This window comes from Pseudochrobactrum albidum (assembly GCF_051851455.1).
In the GTDB taxonomy this organism is placed as follows: Bacteria; Pseudomonadota; Alphaproteobacteria; order Rhizobiales; family Rhizobiaceae; genus Pseudochrobactrum.
The window spans coordinates 256,712-275,724 of sequence record NZ_JBPVTR010000024.1 but is presented as its reverse complement, the minus strand read 5'-3'; the positions used below and the strand labels follow the sequence as shown (position 1 = coordinate 275,724).

The window sequence follows — 19,013 nt, the reverse complement described above, 5'->3', positions numbered from 1 at the left end:
CTGATGCGTATTGTTGGTGGTAAATTTCGCGGGCGTTCCCTTGTTGCGCCGGAGAGCTCTGCCATCCGGCCGACGAGTGACCGCACGCGGGAAAGCCTGTTTAATATTATTGCGCATGCTTTTCCTGAAAAACTGGATAATACGCGGGTGCTGGATCTGTTTGCCGGCACCGGCGCTTTGGGTATTGAGGCTTTGTCGCGCGGTTGCCGTTATACGGTTTTTGTGGAAGACTCTGTTGAAGGCCGCGGTCTGTTACGTCAGAATGTGGAGGCAATCGGCCTGCAGGGGCACACAAAAGTGTTTCGCCGCAATGCAACACAGCTTGGTGATACAGGCACAATGGGGGAATTTGATCTGGTCTTTGCTGATCCGCCCTATGGCAAAGGGCTTGGAGAGCGTGCCTTTATCTCTGCGCTGGAGGGCGGCTGGTTAAAGCCCGATGTGCTTCTGGTGCTTGAGGAAGTGTCGGAAGCCGTTATCGCGCTGGATGATCGCTTTGTTTTGCAGGATGAGCGCAATTACGGCATCACCACAATAAGATTTTATAAATTGGCCTGAATTCCTGATTTTTTATATAAATACCCGCTTTGAACGGATCCCCGATTGTCGGACATAATCCAGCCTTTTTGAGGGAGGGCAGTTCATGATGCGGGTATTTTGTTTCTTCATAATTTAAACTGAAACATCCGTTATATTTATTAAATTATTGTCATAATGGCGGATTTTTGCCTTCTGGCTGTGAATTTGCCTTAATTGCGATTATTTAAGTGTGTTTTTTAAAAAAAGCAGGAAGGGATATTTTCGTGCCATATCTATCCTTATGCAGGCAAATGGTCAGCACATCTGTACTGGCGCTCATTGTCAGTTCAGGCATGACGGCTGCAATGGCTGCCATGCCATCCGGCCCTGTTATTGCTCAGGCAGAACCGGTTATCTCAGCCCCCGTAAAAGCTGCGCCGCCGCCTGCTGCCAATACCAATCAGCTGCCGGACATCAAAACCAGTGAAGGGGTCAGCAGCTTCAGGCTTGCCAATGGCATGGATGTTGTCGTAATCCCTGATCATCGCGCACCGGTTGTTACCCAAATGGTATGGTACCGCGTTGGTGCTGCCGATGAGAAGGACGGTGTTTCCGGTATTGCGCATTTTCTGGAGCATTTGATGTTCAAAGGCACAAAAAATGTGCCTGCGGGCGAGTTTTCAGCCAAGGTTGCTGCTATTGGCGGGCAGGAAAATGCTTTTACCTCATATGATTATACTGCCTATTACCAGCAGGTTGCACCCGATGCGCTGGAAATGGTGATGGGCTATGAATCTGACCGTATGGCCAATCTGGCGCTGACGCCGGAGGTGATAGGGCCGGAGCGCGATGTTATTCTTGAAGAGCGGCGCATGCGCATTGACAGCAACCCTTCCGCTATATTGAACGAAGAGGTGAGCGCGGCAACCTTTTATAACCATCCTTACCGCCGCCCGATTATCGGCTGGCAGCAGGAGATGGAAAAGCTTGATCTTGATGATGCGGTTGGATTTTATCAGAAATATTACACGCCGAATAATGCTATTCTGGTGGTTGCAGGTGATGTGACACCGGAGCGCGTGCGTGAGCTGTCCATGAAAACCTATGCCAAATTACCAAAGCGTTTTGAGGTTGCACCACGTATCCGCCCGCAGGAGCCGGTAAAACATACAGCGCGCACGGTGACTTTGCGAGATGCGCGTGTCACGCAGCCTTCTTATAGTATGGGCTGGGTTGTGCCATCCTATGTGAATGCCAAGGCCAAAGGGCATGAAGGCGATGCGGAAGCTCTTGATCTTCTGGGAGAAATTCTTGGCGGCGGAATGCGCAGCCGTCTTTACCAGAAATTGATTGTCGAAAAGGGCATCGCGGCCAGTGCCGGAGCCTATTACAGCGGCGATGCGCTGGATGACGGCACATTCGTGCTCTATGGCGCGCCACGCGGCAGTGCCACGCTGGAAGATGTGCAGACGGCAATCAATGCGGAAGTAGAGCGGCTGATCAAGGACGGGGTAACAGAAACCGAGCTTGACCAGGCGCGCAATCGTTTTATTAAATCCATGATTTTTGCCCGTGACAGCCAGACCGGCATGGCGCGCATCTATGGTTCCTCACTGGCGGTTGGCCAGACGGTTGAGGATGTGCAAAACTGGCTGGATAAAATCCGCGCTGTCAAACCCGAGCAGATCAGGGAAGTTGCGGCCCGTTATCTTAAACCTTCAATCGCGGTGACCGGATATTTGCTGCCGCCTGAGACGGCGCAGAATAAAACAACCGCTGAAGCCGGAAAGGCCGGTGCAGATAAGGCCGATAAGAATGCAGCCAAAAACAAGACAGGCGCAGCGCCGGATAAAGCATCCGCTGACAAACCAGAGGTGAAACAATAATGAAATATTTTCTTCACTCTGAGGCCGGATTGGCAAAAGCTGCGCCGGTGACCGGAAAAATGCGTATCAAAATTACACGCAGCCTGCGGGCGGCAGCCATTGCGCTGGCGACCCTGCTTGTGCCATTGCCTGCATTTGCGCTGGATATTCAGGAAGTTACATCACCCAAAGGTATCAAGGCCTGGCTGGTTGAAGATAAGAGTGTGCCGCTGATTTCCGTGCGCTTTTCTTTTAAAGGCGGCAGTGTGCAGGATGATCAGGGCAAGGAAGGGCTGGCCAATCTTATGTCCGGCCTGTTTGATGAAGGCGCAGGTGATATGCCGTCCGATGCCTATCAGGAGCGGCTTGATAATATTGGCGCGGAAATGAGCTTTTCGGCCAGTCGGGATAATATTTCCGGTGGCATGCGTATGCTGAAGGAAAACAGCTCCGCGGCCTTTAACATGCTGGCGCTGGCAATTCAGAAACCGCGTTTTGATCAGGATGCTGTTGACCGTATCCGCGGTCAGATCATTGCCGGTATTCAGGCTTCAAAAAACGATCCTAACACCATTGCCGCACAGAAATTTGCTGAAGTGCTCTATGGTAAGCATCCCTATGCCCGCCGCGAGGAAGGCACAGAACAATCATTGCAGGCAATTACCCGCGAGGATCTTTTGCAGGCACATAAAAAACTGTTTGCCAAAGATAATTTGAAAATCGGCGTGGTTGGTGCAATCAGCGCGCAAGAGCTGGCGCCGCTGCTGGATAAGCTTTTTGGCGATTTACAGGATAAGGCGGAACTGAAACCGGTGGCACCGGCCAAACTGGCGCTGGGTGCCACAACATCTGTGGCCTATGATTTGCCGCAAACAATGATCACACTGGTTTATCCGGGTGTGAAGCGCAGTGATAAGGATTTTTTTGCCGCTTATCTGATGAATCAGGTGCTGGGTGATGGTTTTACCTCGCGCCTTTATAACGAAGTGCGGGAAAAGCGCGGTCTGGCCTATACGGTCGGTTCAGCTTTAATCACACGTGATTATGCTAACAGTCTTAATATTTCCACCGGCACACGGCCTGATCGTGCACAGCAAAGTCTGGATGTTATTCGTGCAGAAGTTGCCCGCATGGCAAAATCCGGCGTGACAGATCAGGAACTGGCAGCTGCCAAGAGCTACGCAATCGGTTCTTACGCAATCAATAATCTGGATTCTTCCATGGCTGTTGCCCGCACATTGGTTGGCCTGCAGCAATATGATCTTGGACGTGATTATATCAATCGCCGTGCTGATCTTATCAATGCGGTGACCAAGGAAGATGTGCAGGCGGTTGCTGCCAAATTATTCAAGGCTGATCCGGCTATTCTGGTGGTCGGCCCCAGCATGAATTAATGGTGCGGTCTTCATCTGCCGGTCATGAATAACTTCAAGTAAATAAAAACGGCGCTGTGATTGATCGCAGCGCCGTTTTTTATCAAAAGCTTTACTCGCCGACCGGTGCCAGCGGGCTTGGCTCGGGCGTGGCAACAGGGGCAATCGTTTCCTCTGTTGTCTTATCCAGCGGCATGGCGCTGCGGGTTGGTTTAACCAGCGGTTCAGGTGTTACCGGCTTGTTGAACAGCAAATGTCTGCCGGCCAGAATCCCTTCAGACGCCTGGACATGCAGCCGGTCTTCATCACGCTGACGCACATCATCGGCAATTGTTTGCGCCTCTTCCTCCGGCATGCCAAGGGCTTCCAGTGTTTTGCGGCCAAATAACAGGCCGGATTCAAAGGTTTCGCGCAATTCATAATCCACGCCTTTTGCACGCAATTGCAAAGTATGTTCACGGTCAAAAGACCGGACATAGAGCTTTACATCCGGAAATTCAGCCTGGATGAGATCGACAATGCGGTCTGTCACTTCTTTTTTCTCGGTGCAGACTGCCACCAGTTTTGCTGTGCGAATACCTGCCATTTCCAGCACATCCTTGCGCTGGCCATCGCCAAAATAAATGCGGAAACCAAAGCGCCCCGCTGCACGGATCTTGTTGGCAGAACTGTCAATCACCGTTACATCCGAGCCGCCGGCAAGCAGAATTTGCGCGGCAATCTGCCCGTAACGGGAAAACCCGATCATCAAAACATCGGAACCGGCACCCTCAAAGTCCTCCTCCATGCCGTCTTCCTGCTTTTGCCCGATAAGAAGCCGTGAGCCGATGTTGACGCAAAGCGGAGTCAGCGCCATGGAAATAGTAATGGCGGCAATCAGCTCCGAGGCCAGAGCATCGCTGATAACCGCTGCGGCACTGGCAGCTGAAAACAGCACAAAAGCAAATTCACCGCCCTGCGGCAGCAGAAATGCCACTTTGACCGCATCATTATGACCGGTGCGGAAAATGCGGCATAAGAGATAAATGATAACAATCTTGGTGATGATAATGACCGGTACGGCCAAAATGATCAGCGCCCAGTGGCTAAGAATAACCCCGAGATTGAGCGAAAGGCCAACGGCGACAAAGAACAGGCCGAGAAAAATACCGCGAAACGGCTCCACATCGGCAGCCAGTTCATGGCGGTAGGAGGAATCGGCCAGCAGAACACCGGCAATAAACGCGCCCATCGCCATGGAAAGACCGGCGGCCTCCATCAGCGTGGCAGAGCCCAGAACCACAAAAAGAGCAGCGGCGATCATCACTTCACGCGCCCCGGTATTGCCGATAATACGAAACATCGGATTAAGCAGATAACGGCCGGCAATGATCAGTATAACAATGGCGCCCAGTGCCGTGGCGACATGAAAATTGGCTGCAGCCTGTGAGCTCTCTCCCGGTGATAAAGCGGGGATAAGTGCCAGAATAGGCACAATTGCCAGATCCTGAAATAGCAGGATTGCAAAGGCTTTCTGGCCGTGTTTCTGACTGGTCTCGCCCTTGTCTTCCAGAATTTGCATGGCAAAAGCCGTGGAGGAGAGCGCAAAGCCGCATCCGATAATGATTGCAGCCGGCACATCAAGCCCGGCAAGATGCACGCCAAGCCATGCAAGGGCCGCAGCACACAGCACAACCTGCGCCAGCCCAAGACCAAAGATTGAATGGCGCATTGACCAAAGGCGTGAGGGTTTGAGATCAAGTCCGATGATAAACAGCAGAAAAACAACACCAAGCTCTGAGAAGTGCAGCAATTCCTCACCGTCATTGATCAGGCGGGCAATCGGGCCGATAATCACGCCGGCCGCCAGATAGCCGAGCACAGTTCCAAGCCCCAGCCGTTTAAACAAGGGCGCGGCCAGAATTGCCCCGCCAAGGATCATCAGGGTTTGCAGATAGAGGCTGCCGATGGAAATGCTGTTTTCCATGATTTATATATCACACATATTTATTTGTTCAGTTTTATTGCACAGTTTGCAGCAGAAAACGCATAAACCGCCCATCAGAAGACAGCCTGCATTTTATGTAAAACATAATATGAGGCAAAACACATCCGAAAATGATTTTTAGCGAAAATCCGTTACATTTTTGATGTTACAATATTTAATTATGAAATTATAAAGACGGTTTTGCGTTAAAATGATGCGTGAAATATAAGATGCAGAAAAAATAACCGGTGAAAAATTTGTAGCCCTGTGATGAACTGTGGCAGGATATGGCCGGCTATCTGATTTCGTAACTGGTAAAATAGCCGGTTTTGACGGGCAGGCCGGCCTGTTCTGCATAAATGAAATTTCGGGCTTAAAAAGCGCGCTGCATATTCGTATAAGAAATTAACAGGAGTGGTGCGGTTCTGTTCCGCGCCTGATAAAAGATAAGGAGCGAATTGGGGTCTAAGCCGATTTCGTTGCTTGCAGTTTAAATGACAGGAATGATGATGGACGCACAAAGCTCTGCTCAAAAACTTGGCGAACAGGCTCGTTCTCTTGTGGCTGCGGCCAAAAAAGCCGGTGCAGATCACGCCGATGCCGTGGTTGTGCGCAGTCGCTCCAGCAGTGTCAGTGTGCGTCTTGGCAAGGTGGAAGCCACGGAATCTTCAGAAAGCGATGATTTTTCACTGCGGGTTTATGCCGGCAGGCGCATTGCCTGTATTTCTGCTAATATTAATAAAGGTGCAGATCCGCAAATTCTTGCCGAGCGTGCAGTGGCAATGGCCAAAGTCTCGCCGGAAGATCCTTATGAGCAATTGGCTGATCCGGACAGGCTGGTTAAAACGGTTACAGATCTTGATCTTTATGATCCCACGCAGATTGATGCTGCCAGAATGACAGAAGATGCGCTGGCAATGGAAGAGGCCGCACGCGCGGTGCCCGGTGTGAGCAATTCTGGCGGCGCCAGTGCTTCGGCAGGGCTTGGCGGCATGGTGCTGGTCACCTCAAACGGTTTTGAAGGTTATTACACGCTGACACGGTTTGGCCGCTCGGTCAGCGCCATTGCGGGGGAAGGCACTGCAATGGAGCGCGATTATGATATGCGCGGGCGTCTGCATTTTGCCGATTTGCCCGATGTGGCAGAACTTGGCCGCACGGCGGGTGAGCGGGCGGTGCGCCGCCTCAATGCCCGCAAGGTCAAAACCGGTATGGTGAATGTCATGTTTGATCCGCGCGTGGCGCGTGGTATTGCAGGGCATATCAGCAGTGCCATTAATGGTGCATCAGTGGCGCGTAAAACCAGCTTTCTCAAAGACCGCATGGGAGAGCAGGTGCTGCATAAAAATATCAGCGTAACGGATGATCCCTTGCGTTTGCGCGGCGCGGCCTCCCGCCCGTTTGATGGCGAGGGAATTGGCGGCGAAAAGCTCACAATGATTGAAAATGGCGTGTTGAAGCACTGGTTGCTGTCTGGCTCAACAGCACGTGAACTGGGGCTTGCCGGCAATGGCCGCGGTGTGCGTTCGGGTTCTGCAGTGGTGCCGTCTTCAACCAATTTTGCCATTGAGCCGGGCATATCTTCACCGCAGGCGCTGATGAGAGAGCTGGGCAGCGGTTTTTATGTAACAGAACTGTTCGGTCAGGGTGTGGATATGGTAACGGGGCAATATAGCCGCGGTGCTTCCGGTTTCTGGATTGAAAACGGCGAACTGACTTTTCCTGTCAGCGAGGTAACACTTGCCTCCAATCTTAAGGATATGTTTTTGAACATGACAGCGGCCAATGATCTGGATCGCTCCTACAGTACTGCCGCGCCAACATTGGTAATAGAAGGGATGACGCTTGCCGGCCTGTGAAGAAAAATTGCCGTTCCGTCAGTGTGATGCTGAGGATTTGCGGCTTATTCAGCAGGCCGCAGCCGAGGCCGGAAAAATTGCCCTGCAATATTTCGGACAGGATCCCGAGGTCTGGCTTAAAAACGGCCAGTCGCCGGTGAGTGAGGCTGATCTGGCGGTGGATCGCTTTTTGCGGGCATTTCTGCTTAAGGCGCGCCCTGATTATGGCTGGATTTCAGAAGAAACCGCAACAGATGAGCAGCGCACCGGCTTGCCGCGCGCTTTTGTTGTTGATCCGATTGACGGCACCCGTGCCTTTCTTGCCGGCGATGACCGCTGGTGTGTGAGCATTGCGGTGATTGATCAGGGTAAACCGCGATGCGGTGTTCTGGATGTGCCGGCGCGTGGCCAGGTGCTGAGTGCGGCGGCAGGTGAGGGCGCTTTTCAGAATGGTAAGCCAATTGCCGCCCGCCTGCCGCCGGCAGGCAAGCCCTATCCGGTGGCCATGTCACGCGCAGGCTTTGATCAATTGCCGCACGGGTTTCGCAGTAAAGTATCTTTTTCGCCCTATGTCCCCTCGCTTGCTTATCGTATAGCCATGGTGGGGCGCAGCGATCTGGCCGGAACTTTTGTGCGCGCCGGTGCGCATGATTGGGATCTGGCAGCGGCTGATCTTGTGCTTTCTGAAGCAGGCGGGCATTTGCTCACACTGGATGGGAAGGCTTTGCGCTACGGGCAAATGCAAGGGCAGAATGTGGCCAATCCCTTCAGCCATGATGTGTTGATTGCTGCGGCGGCAGGTTTTGCGGAAGAAATGTTAGCTGTTGTGAGGTCGCTTATGTTGCGCTAAAGAAGGCGCAAAGAAAATCAGGCTGCAAGGTCAGCCTGTGGCAGCTTGCCCCGGCGCAACAAAATGTTCCGGCTCAGTATAATTTTTAAGTGACAGGATCAGAACAATGACCGCATCTGGTGAAAATAAACAATTGCTGCATCTCGTATTTGGCGGTGAGCTGAAAGCGTTGAACTCGATGGAGTTCCGCGATCTGGACAAGCTGGATATTGTTGGCGTTTTTCCTAATTATGAAACCGCAAAGGCTGCCTGGAAATCCAAGGCACAGCAAACGGTGGATAATGCCCATATGCGTTATTTCATTGTGCATATGCATCGCCTGCTTGATCCTGCCGGCACTGCCGCTGAAGCGGCTCGTTCTGCCGATAAGGCCTGAGGGACAGTGCTCTGACCGTGGCGGATAATAAGCGGATCGGAAAAACCGGATATCTGAAGCGCCTCTGGCAGCGTATTCGCCGGCCATTGGCGCGTTCAGAATTGCTCAAAACGGTTTTGGTGCAGGTAATGTCGGCTTATCTTAGGCTGGTATACCGCACCAACAGGCAATTGCCGGGCTTTTCAGAGGCTTTTGCATTACAAAAAACGCAGGCACCTTTTATAGCAACTTTCTGGCATGGGCAGCATTTGATGGGCTCCTTCATGCGGGAAAAATCGGTGTCGCTCATTGCTATGTTCTCGCGCAGTGCCGATGCGGAGCTGAATGCCCGTGTGGCTGAAAAGCTGGGTCTGCACACAGTGCGCGGTTCAGGCGGCCGTGCAGAGAGCAATAATAGCGGTAAAGGCGGTGCCCGTGCACTCTTAACCCTCAAGCGCGCTCTTGATCAGGGAATGAGTGCTGCAATTATTGCAGATATTGCCCATAGTCCTGTGCGTGAGGCCGGGCAGGGGATTATTTTGCTTGCCAAATTATCCGGCCGCCCGATCCTGCCGGTGGCCTATGCATTTTCACGGTTCAAAATTCTGGAACGCAGTTGGGATCAAACCACGATACCACTGCCTTTTGGCCGCTCGGCGGTTGTTATAGGCAAGCCTGTTTTGGTGCCGGAAGGTGCGGATGAAACGATGCTGGAACAAAAACGGCAGGAATTGACAACCGAACTGAATGAAGCAACTTTCAAGGCTTATCAGCAATTGGGGCTGGCAGCGCCGCCTTCACGCAAAAGGGCGGCATAATCAGGCAAATGATGTGAAAAATATATTAAAGCATTTATGCCGCCAAAGGGATCGCAGCTTTTAAAAAACAAAATAAGTTGTGATCGTATTCATTCTTTAACTTGTTTAATGACTGTTTGATTGGTTTATTCGTGTATAAGGCGAGAGGTCGTTTTGACTGCCTGTATTACATATTATCAACAGGTTGCTGGCATTGCAGTTTATCTGTGCGCATTGCGGAGGCAGGGCATTTGCCCTGCGGATTTATCCGGCAATGTGTGAACCGGCATGGAGATAAGAATGAGCGAAAAGTGGGCCCGCACTGTTCTTACGCTTTATAAGGCTGCCGGTTGTGCGGCCTATCCGCTGATCGGGCCTTATATCGGCTATCGTATTTACCGCGGCAAGGAAGAGCGCAACCGCCGCTGCGAGCGTTATGGCCGCAGCGATATTGCCCGTCCTGATGGCCCTTTGATCTGGATGCATGCGGCAAGCGTGGGAGAATTTACAGCCATTTTGCCGCTGATTGAGCATTTTCTTGCGCTGGATATCCATATTCTTCTCACCACAGGCACCCGCACATCTGCGGCATTGGTGGCAGAGCGGCTTGGCAGCCGGGTTATTCATCAATATGTGCCGCTGGATCTCTTGCCGGCTCTGCGCCGCTTTCTCGACCATTGGCAGCCGGATGTGGCCATTAAATGTGAATCTGAAATCTGGCCGATGACTATAATGGAGCTTGGCAAACGCCATATTCCGCAAATTCTGATCAATGGCCGCATGTCTGATCGCTCTTATGCACGATGGAAAAAACGCAGCGCGGTTGCAGAAGCCCTGTTTGAAAATTTTGCTCATGTGGTTGCGCAATCCGATGCTGATGGAGAGCGGTTCCGCCAGCTTGGGGCGCGGCCGGTAACAATCTCCGGCAATTTAAAAGTGGATACGGAAGCGCCGCCTGTTCAGCCGCAGGAACTGGCATTTTTGCAAGGGTTGATTGGCAAGCGAAAGGTCTGGGCTGCCATCTCCACCCATGAGGGAGAGGAGGAGATCGCGGCAAATGTGCATAATATGCTCAAAACGCGCCATCCTGACCTGCTCACAATGATTGTGCCGCGCCATCCGGAGCGGGCAGAATCTATCCGCATGATGATTGAGGCAAAAGGCCTGTCTGTTGCACAACGCAGCCTTGGTGAGGAAATTACGCCGCAAACAGCGGTTTATCTTGGTGATACAATTGGCGAAATGGGGCTTTATCTGCGTCTGTCACAAATAGCTTTTGTGGGCAAATCCCTCACAGGGCAAGGCGGGCAGAACCCGCTGGAGCCGGCCATGCTTGGCACGGCGGTTTTATCGGGGCGCAATGTGCAGAATTTCCGTGAATCCTATCAGCGGCTTATCAAGAATGGCGGCGCCAAGCTTGTAAGTGATCATAATATGCTGGCCGGTGCAGTTAATTTTCTGTTCAACAATCCGGACAGGCTGAAAACCATGACTGAGGCAGGCAAGCGCACTGTCGGGGATATGCGCGGGGCTCTGGAGCGCACAGTTGCAGCACTTGAGCCTTTTATTTCGCCGCTGGTGGTCAAGTCACGCCTGTCGGGCAGTGCCTGCGATTTTTCTGCGGCGCATAATCCGCCGGAGTAACAGGCATGGCGGGTCGCAAATCATCATCACTTTCATCTTTCTGGTGGCATAAGCCGGATTGGCGGGCATTTTTATTATCGCCTCTGGCAGCTTTATATGATCATGTAGCCTCCCGCAGGATAATGCAGGCATCACCACCGCACATTGCCCTGCCGGTTTTATGTATCGGCAATTTTACTGTGGGCGGCGCGGGCAAAACGCCAACATGCATTGCCTTTGCACAGGCCGCCAAAGCCGAAGGGTTGGTGCCGGGCATTGTTTCGCGCGGTTATGGCGGCAGTTTCAAAGATGTGCATCTGGTGGATGCCGGGGCAGATAATGCTGCTTTGACGGGGGATGAACCTTTGTTGCTGGCACATTATGCCAAAGTTGCTGTTTCGCCGGATCGGTATAAAGCGGCACAGCTTTTGCAGCAGCAGGGCTGTGACTTCATCATTATGGATGATGGTTTTCAAAGTGCCCGTTTGTTCTATGATTATGCATTGGTGGTGGTGGATGCGGTGCGCGGCATCGGTAATGGCAGGGTTATTCCGGCAGGGCCCTTGCGCGCCGCACTGGCAACGCAGTTTCAAAAGGCATCTGCATTATTGCGCATCACGCCGGATCATCAGCAGGGCGCAGATGCATCTGAAAATGTGATCCGCATGGCTGCACGCGCCAATAAGCCGTTTTTTGATGCAAAATTGGTCTCGGTGGCCAGACAGCCGGTTAAGGATAAAAAATTTCTTTGTTTTGCCGGTATCGGCAATCCGCAAAAATTTTATGCCAGTGTGGCAGAACTTGGCGGCGAGGTGGTTGAAAGCCGCTCATTCGGGGATCATTATCAATATAAGCCGCAGGATATAGGCAAATTGCTGGCCGATGCCCGCGCCGCCGGTTTGCAGCTTGCAACAACCGCCAAGGATTTTGTGCGATTGCGCGCTTTGCGCCCGGCCATTGAGGGGAACTGGCTGTCAGAGATTGCTGTGTTTGATGTCAGGCTGGATTTTGGCCGCGAAAAAATATTGCAGCGCATTATCCGCACCACAAGGCAGAATTATCTTGACCGCAGCCTTGAATTTTAGAAAACGCCTCATGCAATCAGCTGCAACAGAACATTTGCGGCTGATTTTGACTGCAGTTTTTTTAAAATCGGTTCAGGCATTTTATAATCAGGCGCTATCAGGCCTTGCTGCGCCGGCGCAGATCGGGATTGGCTTCCACTTCCCGTTGATAGGAGATCAGGCCGTTTACATAAGCCTCCTGACGGGCAACACTCCAATAGCGCAGATCATCAAGATCAATCTTCTCGCCGGTTACAGCACATAGCACATAGGAGCCGGCTTCAAGAACCTGATAATCGCCGTCAAGATAGCGCAGTCTGGCCTCACCACCGCGTTGGCTTGCAAACATATTCATTGTTCTCTCCTGTTATAATCCTGATATTACGAGCCGTTCTTTACCTGCGTCCGAACAGGCGTTCAATATCGTGCAGTTTTAATTCTATATAGGTGGGGCGCCCGTGATTGCAGGTGCCGGAGCCGGGGGTTGCCTCCATCTGGCGCAGGAGGGCGTTCATTTCCTCGCCTTTAAGGCGGCGGCCGGAGCGCACCGAGCCGTGGCAGGCCATTGTTGCAGCCACATGATTGAGCATATTTTTCAGGCCGTTGGCGGTATCATGTTCGGCAATCTCATCGGCCAGATCACGGATCAGTTGCTGCACATTCATTTCACCAAGCATGGCCGGTGTTTCACGTACAGCCACGGCACCGGGGCCAAAACGTTCAATACTAAGGCCAAAACGTTCCAGTGTCGGCGCATGGCAAATCATGCGCTCGGCATCTTCTTCCGGCAAATCCACAATCTCAGGAATCAGCAGCAATTGCGCTGCCATCGGCCTGGATTCCAGCGCGCTTTTCAGCGCCTCATAAACCAGCCTCTCATGGGCGGCATGCTGATCAACAATCACCAGACTGTCTTCCGTCTGCGCCACAATATAGTTGGCATGGATCTGCGCCCGCGCAGCGCCCAGCGGGTTGCGCAGCATCTCGGCCGGCGCTTCTGTTTCTGCCGCGCGGCTGTCGGCGCTGGGCGTGGCAAACTGGGCAATTGTTGCCTGTGCCCCCTCGCCAAAACCGGCGGGGTGAAACGCTGCCGCAGACTGCTCATCCGGATAGAGCGGGCGCTGTGCCGGATGCGCTGTTTGTGGCGACCATTCCTGCCGCGGTGCCGGCGGATGGGCGGCGGATTGCCAGTGGCGGGGTGATGCTGTGAAATTGCCGGATGATTGCGGCGCGGATTCAGAATTGAGATTTTCAAAGCCCTGTGCCTGAAAAGCCTTGAGCATGGCTTGCGCGCCGCTTGTGGCAGGGCGGATGCCGGATTGCGCAAGGGCATGGCGGATGGTGCCGACAATGAGGCCGCGCACAAGCCCCGGATCGCGGAAGCGCACATCGGCCTTGGCCGGATGCACATTAACATCCACATGTGCCGGATCAAGCTGGAGAAACAACACGCCAACGGGGTGTCTGTCACGGGCTATCACATCGGAATAGGCACCGCGCAGCGCGCCAAAAATTTGCTTGTCGCGCACAGGGCGACCGTTAATATAGGCAAACTGGTGCATGGAATTGGCACGGTTAAAAGACGGAATGGCGGTAAATCCGGTCAGGCGCACGCCTTCACGCACACTGTCGAGCGCCAGCGCATTTTCAGAAAAATCATTGCCAAGCACCTGTGCAATGCGATCCAGCATGGCTGCTTCATCCACAGTTTCCCCCGCATTGCAGGTGGCGGGCAGTTCCAGCGGGTTGCGGTCGGTGCCGGCAAGAGAAAAGCGGATATAGGGAAAAGAAATGGCAATGCGTTTTACCACTTCTGTTATGGCTGTTGCTTCAGCGCGGTCGGTTTTCATAAATTTCAGCCGCGCTGGTGTGGCAAAAAACAGGTCGCTCACCTCCGCAATCGTTCCGCGATTGATTGCCACAGGGCGCGGGCCTTCCAGATGCCCGCCCCTGACCACCACCTCATAGCCGGAATCAGCCCCGGCCGTGCGTGATTTGATGCAAAGCCGCGCAACCGAGCCGATAGATGGCAGCGCCTCACCGCGAAAACCCAGTGCACGTATATCATGCACATCATCGGTGAGTTTGGATGTGCAATGGCGTGAAACCGCCAGGCGCAGCTCATCAGCAGGGATGCCGCTGCCATTATCCGTCACGCGGATCAGGCTTTTGCCGCCGCCTGCCGTTACAATTTCAATACGTGTTGCACCGGCATCAATTGCATTTTCCACCAGTTCCTTAACCACGCTGGCAGGGCGCTCAATCACTTCGCCGGCGGCAATCTGGTTGATAATGGTTTCGCTCAGGAGCTTGATAGACATGCAATGATCCGGTGAATCTAAAATCTGTACAGGCGGCGGGAGCCCTTATCGGTCTGGTTGTTTCAGCCCTGTTTCAGCTGTTGCACAATGCCGTAGAGATTGGTGCAGCGCGCACCCGAGCGGCAATAGGCAAGAACCGGCGCCGGTGCTTCTGCCAATGCGGCACTCATATCATCAATATTGGCCTGTGTGATTTGCCCGCCTGCCACGGGAATGAAATAAACCCTGAGGCCGGCATTTTCTGCCGCCTGTGCAACCGATGCATAGTCCGGCTGGTCGTCCGCTTCATGATCCGGACGATTACAGATCAGGGTTTTGTAGCCCTGCGCGGCAATTGCAGCGATATCTTGCGGTGCCAGCTGGCCGGTAACGGCAAAATTTTCATTAAGCGGGCGAATTTCCATCGGGCGAACCTCATTTATGAATTACTGTTTCAGGATATAGTATCGCGGCAGTCTTGCCACCCTAAAAGCGCAGATTGCCTGTTGAAATTACGCGGACAGGCAAGCATGCGTAATTTTTTCCTGCATTTATAGTGCTGGCATAAATTTTCAATCACAGCCTATAATTATGCCAAAGCGGGGAGGAAAGGGAAGCTGATGGAAAAAACCTGCAATATTGAGCAGGCAGATGCCGGTATGCCGTCTGCCATTGTTGAGGTTCATAATATTATCCGCCGCAATGCTGTTTTAAAACCATCTTTCAGGCAGGTGCCGGAGGAAGTGCCGGTTGCTTTTTCCTATGGCGGCACCACGCATGCGGTGATGATGGCCAGTCCGGCCGATATTGAGGATTTTGCCGCAGGTTTCAGCCTTTGCGAGGGTATTATTACCGAGGCGGCAGAGATTGAAACCATGGATATCCGGCATTTTGACGCCGGTATTGATGTGCAAATGCAATTATCTGATCAGAAACGGGATGCGCTAACTGCCCGCAGGCGGCATATGGCCGGGCCGGTGGGTTGCGGATTATGCGGCATTGAATCAATCACACAAGCCGTGCGGGAATTTCCGCCTGTTGCGCAAAGTGATTTTAGCCTGCATGCAGAACAGATTGTGCATGCGGCAGATTTGATGTGGGATTTGCAGGTCATGCACAGGGCAACCGGTGCGGTTCATGCCGCCGGCTTTTATCAGACCTGTCAGGACAGAGGGGAAATATTGGCAGTGCGCGAGGATGTGGGGCGCCATAATGCGCTTGATAAGCTGGCCGGATTTATGTTGCGCAAGGCAGGTAAGGCAGAATATGCAGATCCGGCGCGCGGTGCGGTGATAGTGACCAGTCGCGTTTCGCTGGAAATGGTGCAGAAAACTGCGGCAATCCGCGCGCCGGTGATTCTTGCCATTTCAGCGCCAACAGCCTTGGCGATCCGTACCGCCGAGGCATTGAATATTACATTGGTGGCACTGGTGCGCGGCGCGGAATTTGATGTTTATACCCATCCGCACCGCATTGCAGAATAATCAGGCGGTTCCGATTTAATCAGGAACCGCTCCGGACTGCTTAGTCCTCGATTTTGCTGTAGGTTTCAAAAATCTGCACGGTGGCCTGTGCAGCCTCACGGCCTTTAACGCTGAAATGCGCATGGAAGAAATCATGATGCTCTTTGCTGTCATGGTAATGATGCGGGGTCAGCACCACGCTTAAAACCGGCACATCGGATTCCATCTGCGCCTGCATCAATCCCTTAATCACGGCATCCGATACAAAATCATGCCGGTAAATACCGCCATCCACCACAAAACCGGCTGCCACAATGGCAGCATATTTGCCGGTATCGGCAAGGGTGCGGGCAAGAAGCGGTGCTTCAAAAACGCCGGGCACATCAAAAACATCAACCACAATACTGTTATTGGTGAGTTTTGCGAGTTCTGTAATATAGGATTTGCGGGCTTCATCCACGATATCCTCATGCCAGCGGGCCTGAATGAAAGCAACTTTTGGAGAGGATGGGTTGGTCAAGCTCTGGTTCATAGTTTCATCTCTTGATACTAGAATCAGGGCGCAAATTCACGCTGTCAGCAGCCCGCTTGTTAAAAATGCGCGCTGTTTATGTCGTGTCTTTGCTCTCTTTCATCCGGACTATACCGTCGGCTCCGGCATCGCACCGGATCTGCTGTCTCCGTTTTTCTGAAAGAAAGCGGACGCTCGCGGGCTCAAAGAGTTGCCTCTTCATACCGCCGGTGGGGAATCGCACCCCGCCCCGAGAACAACATTGCGCATGATTGCGCAGCCCCTCATACATTTTATAAAGAGATGTGTCGAGTTATAAAGAGACAGCATTGAGAACATTTGCAGGCGCAGGCCATGCGCATCTTTTCGCGGGCAGACAGGCTGAAACTGTAATCATGACAAAACCGGCGCGGCAATTGCGCGCTATATCCTGCACTGCATATTATGAATAATGCATATTATGAATAACAACAAGCCTGCCGGAAATAATCCGGCAGGCTTATGAAACCTCATTTGCAAGTAAAATTTCGTGCTTTTCAAACCCGCCTGATGCAGGTTGTGCCGGATTGCACATTGCGTTATGGCAGAAAATCCAGCCCGATCACGCTTAAGGCAATAGCCGTGTTCAGCGAAATGATCATCATAGTATAAAGTATTGCGCTTTTGGTGATCTCTGTCATCTCACACCTCTACGCATCGCCCCTTACCGATGCTCTGCTTGTTACCAACTACTCACCAAATGTAACAGCCTGTTACCGGCGGCGCAACCCGAAAGCGAAATTTTCTGCATTTCTTCCGCTGAGATGGTCGGATGAGCCCTGAGAACCGGCCTTTTATGATATGATTACAGCAACCTTGGTTTGCAGGGATGCTATCACAATCCATTGTTTTTTAAGCCGAAATTATAGAAATATTTCACATTATATATTGCCCCTGTAAAATTTTATGATCACATATATGTGCGGCAAAAAATGCAGGTGTTTGCATCATGGGCATGTCATTTCACAGAGCGGGCTTGTATATCCGTCAGTAAAGATCGCAAATATTCAGGGTTTGTATTGTGAATCGCATTATTCCGCTGGTTTTGGCTGTGGCTCTGTTTATGGAGCAGATGGATTCCAATGTCATTTCGACATCGCTGGCAGCCATTGCCGTGGATATCGGCACCAGTCCGGTTGCCCTGAAACTGGCGCTCACATCCTATCTCGTTTCCTTGGCTGTGTTTATTCCCGTCAGTGGCTGGATGGCAGACCGTTACGGTGCGCGCAATGTATTTCGTGCAGCAATTGCGGTTTTTGTTATCGGTTCTGTCGCCTGCGCGGCCGCAAGCTCATTGCTGAGTTTTGTCGTGGCGCGCTTTTTGCAAGGTATAGGCGGTGCAATGATGACACCGGTAGGGCGGCTGGTGCTGTTACGCTCCACACCACGCAATCAGCTGATTAATGCCATGGCGTGGCTTGCAATACCAAGTATGGTGGGACCGCTGGTCGGGCCGCCGGTTGGCGGCTTCATCACCACTTATTTCAGCTGGCACTGGATATTTCTCATCAATGTTCCGATTGGTGTGGCGGGTATATGGTTTGCCACAAAATATCTGCCGGTGCTGGATGCCGCCGCGCCGCGCAAGCTGGATGTCAAAGGTTTCATCCTGTCCGGCCTTGCCATGTCCTGTGTGGTATTTGGCCTCTCGGTTGTAAGCCTGCCGGCGCTGCCGCCTGTTGTCGGCATTGCTACGCTCTGCACCGGCCTGATCTGTACGGGGCTTTATATCCGCCATGCAAAACGGGTTGAAAATCCGCTTCTGGATTTATCCCTGTTTGAAAATGATGTTTTTCGTATTGCCGTGGCGGGCGGCAGCCTGTTTCGTCTTGGCATTGGCGCCATTCCGTTTCTGCTGCCATTAATGTTGCAGCTTGGCTTTGGTCTTGATCCGTTTCAATCGGGTATGATCACCTTTGTTTCGGCCATTGGTGCCATGCTGATGAAATTTGGTGCCTCCCGTATTTTTGCCTGTTTTGGCTTCCGCAGGCTGATGATGCTGGGTTCTTTGGCTGCCGCCTTTTTTATAATCCTGAACGGTTTTTTCACACCGCAAACACCGATGAGCTTTATTTTGCTGTCGCTGTTTGCGGGCGGTTTTTTGCGCTCAATGTTTTTTACCGGTGTTAATGCGCTGGGTTTTGCGGAAATACCGAATGAAAAGACCAGTCAGGCAACACCTTTAAGTGCTGTAGCTCAGCAGGTTTCCATTGCAACCGGTGTGGCTTTTGCCGGTGTGATCCTTGAAATCAGCACATTGCTGCACGGGCAGGGGCTGCAATTGAGCGATTTTCATATGGCATTTTTCTGTGTCGGGGCTGTTTCTTCGCTCGCTTATTTCTTTTTTGCCAGGTTAAAACCGGAAGCAGGGCAGGAGCTTTATGAGCGCAGAGCCACCAATGCAAAAAAGCTGCAATAACGCAGGCCAATATTAAAACGCAGGCAGAGTC

The 19,013-nt window shown here is 52.3% G+C and carries 16 protein-coding genes and 1 riboswitch; of the genes, 11 read left to right on the top strand and 5 right to left on the bottom strand.

The window, feature by feature from the left end:
• Positions 1-3 precede the first annotated feature (3 nt).
• The 3 genes from rsmD to ACSTTO_RS12315 all read left to right on the top strand — a co-directional run bounded on the left by rsmD (position 4) and on the right by ACSTTO_RS12315 (position 3,778).
• Positions 4-558, top strand: coding sequence for a 16S rRNA (guanine(966)-N(2))-methyltransferase RsmD (gene rsmD / locus ACSTTO_RS12325; RefSeq protein ID WP_439273499.1), 555 nt, complete (start codon positions 4-6; stop codon positions 556-558).
• A gap of 272 nt (positions 559-830) precedes the next feature.
• On the top strand, positions 831-2,405 hold the full coding sequence (locus tag ACSTTO_RS12320) for a M16 family metallopeptidase (protein ID WP_439273817.1): 1,575 nt from the start codon (positions 831-833) through the stop codon (positions 2,403-2,405).
• Positions 2,405-3,778: a M16 family metallopeptidase gene (locus ACSTTO_RS12315; protein WP_439273498.1), complete on the top strand. Its 1,374-nt coding sequence runs from the start codon at positions 2,405-2,407 to the stop codon at positions 3,776-3,778. Before ACSTTO_RS12320 ends, ACSTTO_RS12315 begins: the two co-directional genes overlap by 1 nt.
• A gap of 91 nt (positions 3,779-3,869) precedes the next feature.
• On the opposite strand, the gene ACSTTO_RS12310 is transcribed toward ACSTTO_RS12315, so the two are convergent.
• Positions 3,870-5,723 carry a monovalent cation:proton antiporter-2 (CPA2) family protein gene (locus ACSTTO_RS12310; protein ID WP_439273497.1) on the bottom strand — a complete coding sequence of 618 codons (1,854 nt, stop codon included), beginning with the start codon at positions 5,721-5,723 and terminating at the stop codon, positions 3,870-3,872.
• 509 nt (positions 5,724-6,232) lie between these two features.
• Between ACSTTO_RS12310 and ACSTTO_RS12305 the strand changes: the two genes are divergently transcribed.
• The 6 genes from ACSTTO_RS12305 to lpxK all read left to right on the top strand — a co-directional run bounded on the left by ACSTTO_RS12305 (position 6,233) and on the right by lpxK (position 12,271).
• The gene (locus tag ACSTTO_RS12305; RefSeq protein ID WP_439273496.1) at positions 6,233-7,582 is read left to right on the top strand and encodes a TldD/PmbA family protein; all 1,350 of its coding nucleotides are present in this window, start codon (positions 6,233-6,235) and stop codon (positions 7,580-7,582) included.
• Positions 7,569-8,411: a 3'(2'),5'-bisphosphate nucleotidase CysQ gene (locus ACSTTO_RS12300; protein WP_439273495.1), complete on the top strand. Its 843-nt coding sequence runs from the start codon at positions 7,569-7,571 to the stop codon at positions 8,409-8,411. The genes ACSTTO_RS12305 and ACSTTO_RS12300 overlap by 14 nt, the downstream gene beginning before the upstream one ends.
• Positions 8,412-8,517: 106 nt before the next feature.
• Positions 8,518-8,787: a DUF4170 domain-containing protein gene (locus tag ACSTTO_RS12295; protein WP_439273494.1), complete on the top strand. Its 270-nt coding sequence runs from the start codon at positions 8,518-8,520 to the stop codon at positions 8,785-8,787.
• A gap of 17 nt (positions 8,788-8,804) precedes the next feature.
• The gene (locus tag ACSTTO_RS12290) at positions 8,805-9,584 is read left to right on the top strand and encodes a lysophospholipid acyltransferase family protein (protein WP_439273493.1); all 780 of its coding nucleotides are present in this window, start codon (positions 8,805-8,807) and stop codon (positions 9,582-9,584) included.
• Positions 9,585-9,863: 279 nt separating this feature from the next.
• On the top strand, positions 9,864-11,207 hold the full coding sequence (gene waaA / locus ACSTTO_RS12285) for a lipid IV(A) 3-deoxy-D-manno-octulosonic acid transferase (RefSeq protein ID WP_439273492.1): 1,344 nt from the start codon (positions 9,864-9,866) through the stop codon (positions 11,205-11,207).
• Between the two features lie 5 nt (positions 11,208-11,212).
• Positions 11,213-12,271 carry a tetraacyldisaccharide 4'-kinase gene (lpxK, locus tag ACSTTO_RS12280; RefSeq protein ID WP_439273491.1) on the top strand — a complete coding sequence of 353 codons (1,059 nt, stop codon included), beginning with the start codon at positions 11,213-11,215 and terminating at the stop codon, positions 12,269-12,271.
• Between the two features lie 97 nt (positions 12,272-12,368).
• Here the strand turns inward: lpxK and ACSTTO_RS12275 are convergent, their stop codons facing one another.
• The 3 genes from ACSTTO_RS12275 to ACSTTO_RS12265 form a co-directional block, all read right to left on the bottom strand.
• Positions 12,369-12,605 (bottom strand): DUF2093 domain-containing protein, encoded by a 237-nt coding sequence (locus tag ACSTTO_RS12275; RefSeq protein ID WP_439273490.1) that lies wholly within the window; start codon positions 12,603-12,605, stop codon positions 12,369-12,371.
• A gap of 40 nt (positions 12,606-12,645) precedes the next feature.
• Entirely contained in the window at positions 12,646-14,571 is a 1,926-nt protein-coding gene (gene mutL / locus ACSTTO_RS12270) for a DNA mismatch repair endonuclease MutL (RefSeq protein ID WP_439273489.1), read from the bottom strand.
• Positions 14,572-14,633: 62 nt separating this feature from the next.
• Positions 14,634-14,975, bottom strand: coding sequence for a protein tyrosine phosphatase family protein (locus tag ACSTTO_RS12265; protein WP_439273488.1), 342 nt, complete (start codon positions 14,973-14,975; stop codon positions 14,634-14,636).
• A gap of 234 nt (positions 14,976-15,209) precedes the next feature.
• Here ACSTTO_RS12265 and fdhD point away from each other — a divergent pair, with 234 nt between their 5' ends.
• Positions 15,210-16,034, top strand: a complete 825-nt coding sequence (gene fdhD, locus ACSTTO_RS12260) for a formate dehydrogenase accessory sulfurtransferase FdhD (RefSeq protein ID WP_439273816.1) — start codon at positions 15,210-15,212, stop codon at positions 16,032-16,034.
• A gap of 40 nt (positions 16,035-16,074) precedes the next feature.
• On the opposite strand, the gene ACSTTO_RS12255 is transcribed toward fdhD, so the two are convergent.
• Positions 16,075-16,545, bottom strand: a complete 471-nt coding sequence (locus ACSTTO_RS12255; protein ID WP_439273487.1) for a 6,7-dimethyl-8-ribityllumazine synthase — start codon at positions 16,543-16,545, stop codon at positions 16,075-16,077.
• Between the two features lie 87 nt (positions 16,546-16,632).
• Positions 16,633-16,786: riboswitch (FMN riboswitch) on the bottom strand.
• 798 nt (positions 16,787-17,584) lie between these two features.
• Here ACSTTO_RS12255 and ACSTTO_RS12250 point away from each other — a divergent pair.
• Entirely contained in the window at positions 17,585-18,982 is a 1,398-nt protein-coding gene (locus tag ACSTTO_RS12250) for a DHA2 family efflux MFS transporter permease subunit (RefSeq protein WP_439273486.1), read from the top strand.
• Positions 18,983-19,013 lie beyond the last annotated feature (31 nt).

Coding starts and splice junctions, on each gene's coding strand:
- ACSTTO_RS12265 (WP_439273488.1), bottom strand. CDS start 14,975: ATGGAAATTCGCCCGCTTAATGAAAATTTTGCCGTTACCGGCCAGCTG.
- ACSTTO_RS12320 (WP_439273817.1), top strand. CDS start 831: ATGGTCAGCACATCTGTACTGGCGCTCATTGTCAGTTCAGGCATGACG.
- ACSTTO_RS12295 (WP_439273494.1), top strand. CDS start 8,518: ATGACCGCATCTGGTGAAAATAAACAATTGCTGCATCTCGTATTTGGC.
- lpxK (WP_439273491.1), top strand. CDS start 11,213: ATGGCGGGTCGCAAATCATCATCACTTTCATCTTTCTGGTGGCATAAG.
- ACSTTO_RS12315 (WP_439273498.1), top strand. CDS start 2,405: ATGAAATATTTTCTTCACTCTGAGGCCGGATTGGCAAAAGCTGCGCCG.
- rsmD (WP_439273499.1), top strand. CDS start 4: ATGCGTATTGTTGGTGGTAAATTTCGCGGGCGTTCCCTTGTTGCGCCG.
- ACSTTO_RS12255 (WP_439273487.1), bottom strand. CDS start 16,545: ATGAACCAGAGCTTGACCAACCCATCCTCTCCAAAAGTTGCTTTCATT.
- waaA (WP_439273492.1), top strand. CDS start 9,864: ATGAGCGAAAAGTGGGCCCGCACTGTTCTTACGCTTTATAAGGCTGCC.
- ACSTTO_RS12310 (WP_439273497.1), bottom strand. CDS start 5,723: ATGGAAAACAGCATTTCCATCGGCAGCCTCTATCTGCAAACCCTGATG.
- ACSTTO_RS12275 (WP_439273490.1), bottom strand. CDS start 12,605: ATGAATATGTTTGCAAGCCAACGCGGTGGTGAGGCCAGACTGCGCTAT.
- fdhD (WP_439273816.1), top strand. CDS start 15,210: ATGCCGTCTGCCATTGTTGAGGTTCATAATATTATCCGCCGCAATGCT.
- mutL (WP_439273489.1), bottom strand. CDS start 14,571: ATGTCTATCAAGCTCCTGAGCGAAACCATTATCAACCAGATTGCCGCC.
- ACSTTO_RS12305 (WP_439273496.1), top strand. CDS start 6,233: ATGGACGCACAAAGCTCTGCTCAAAAACTTGGCGAACAGGCTCGTTCT.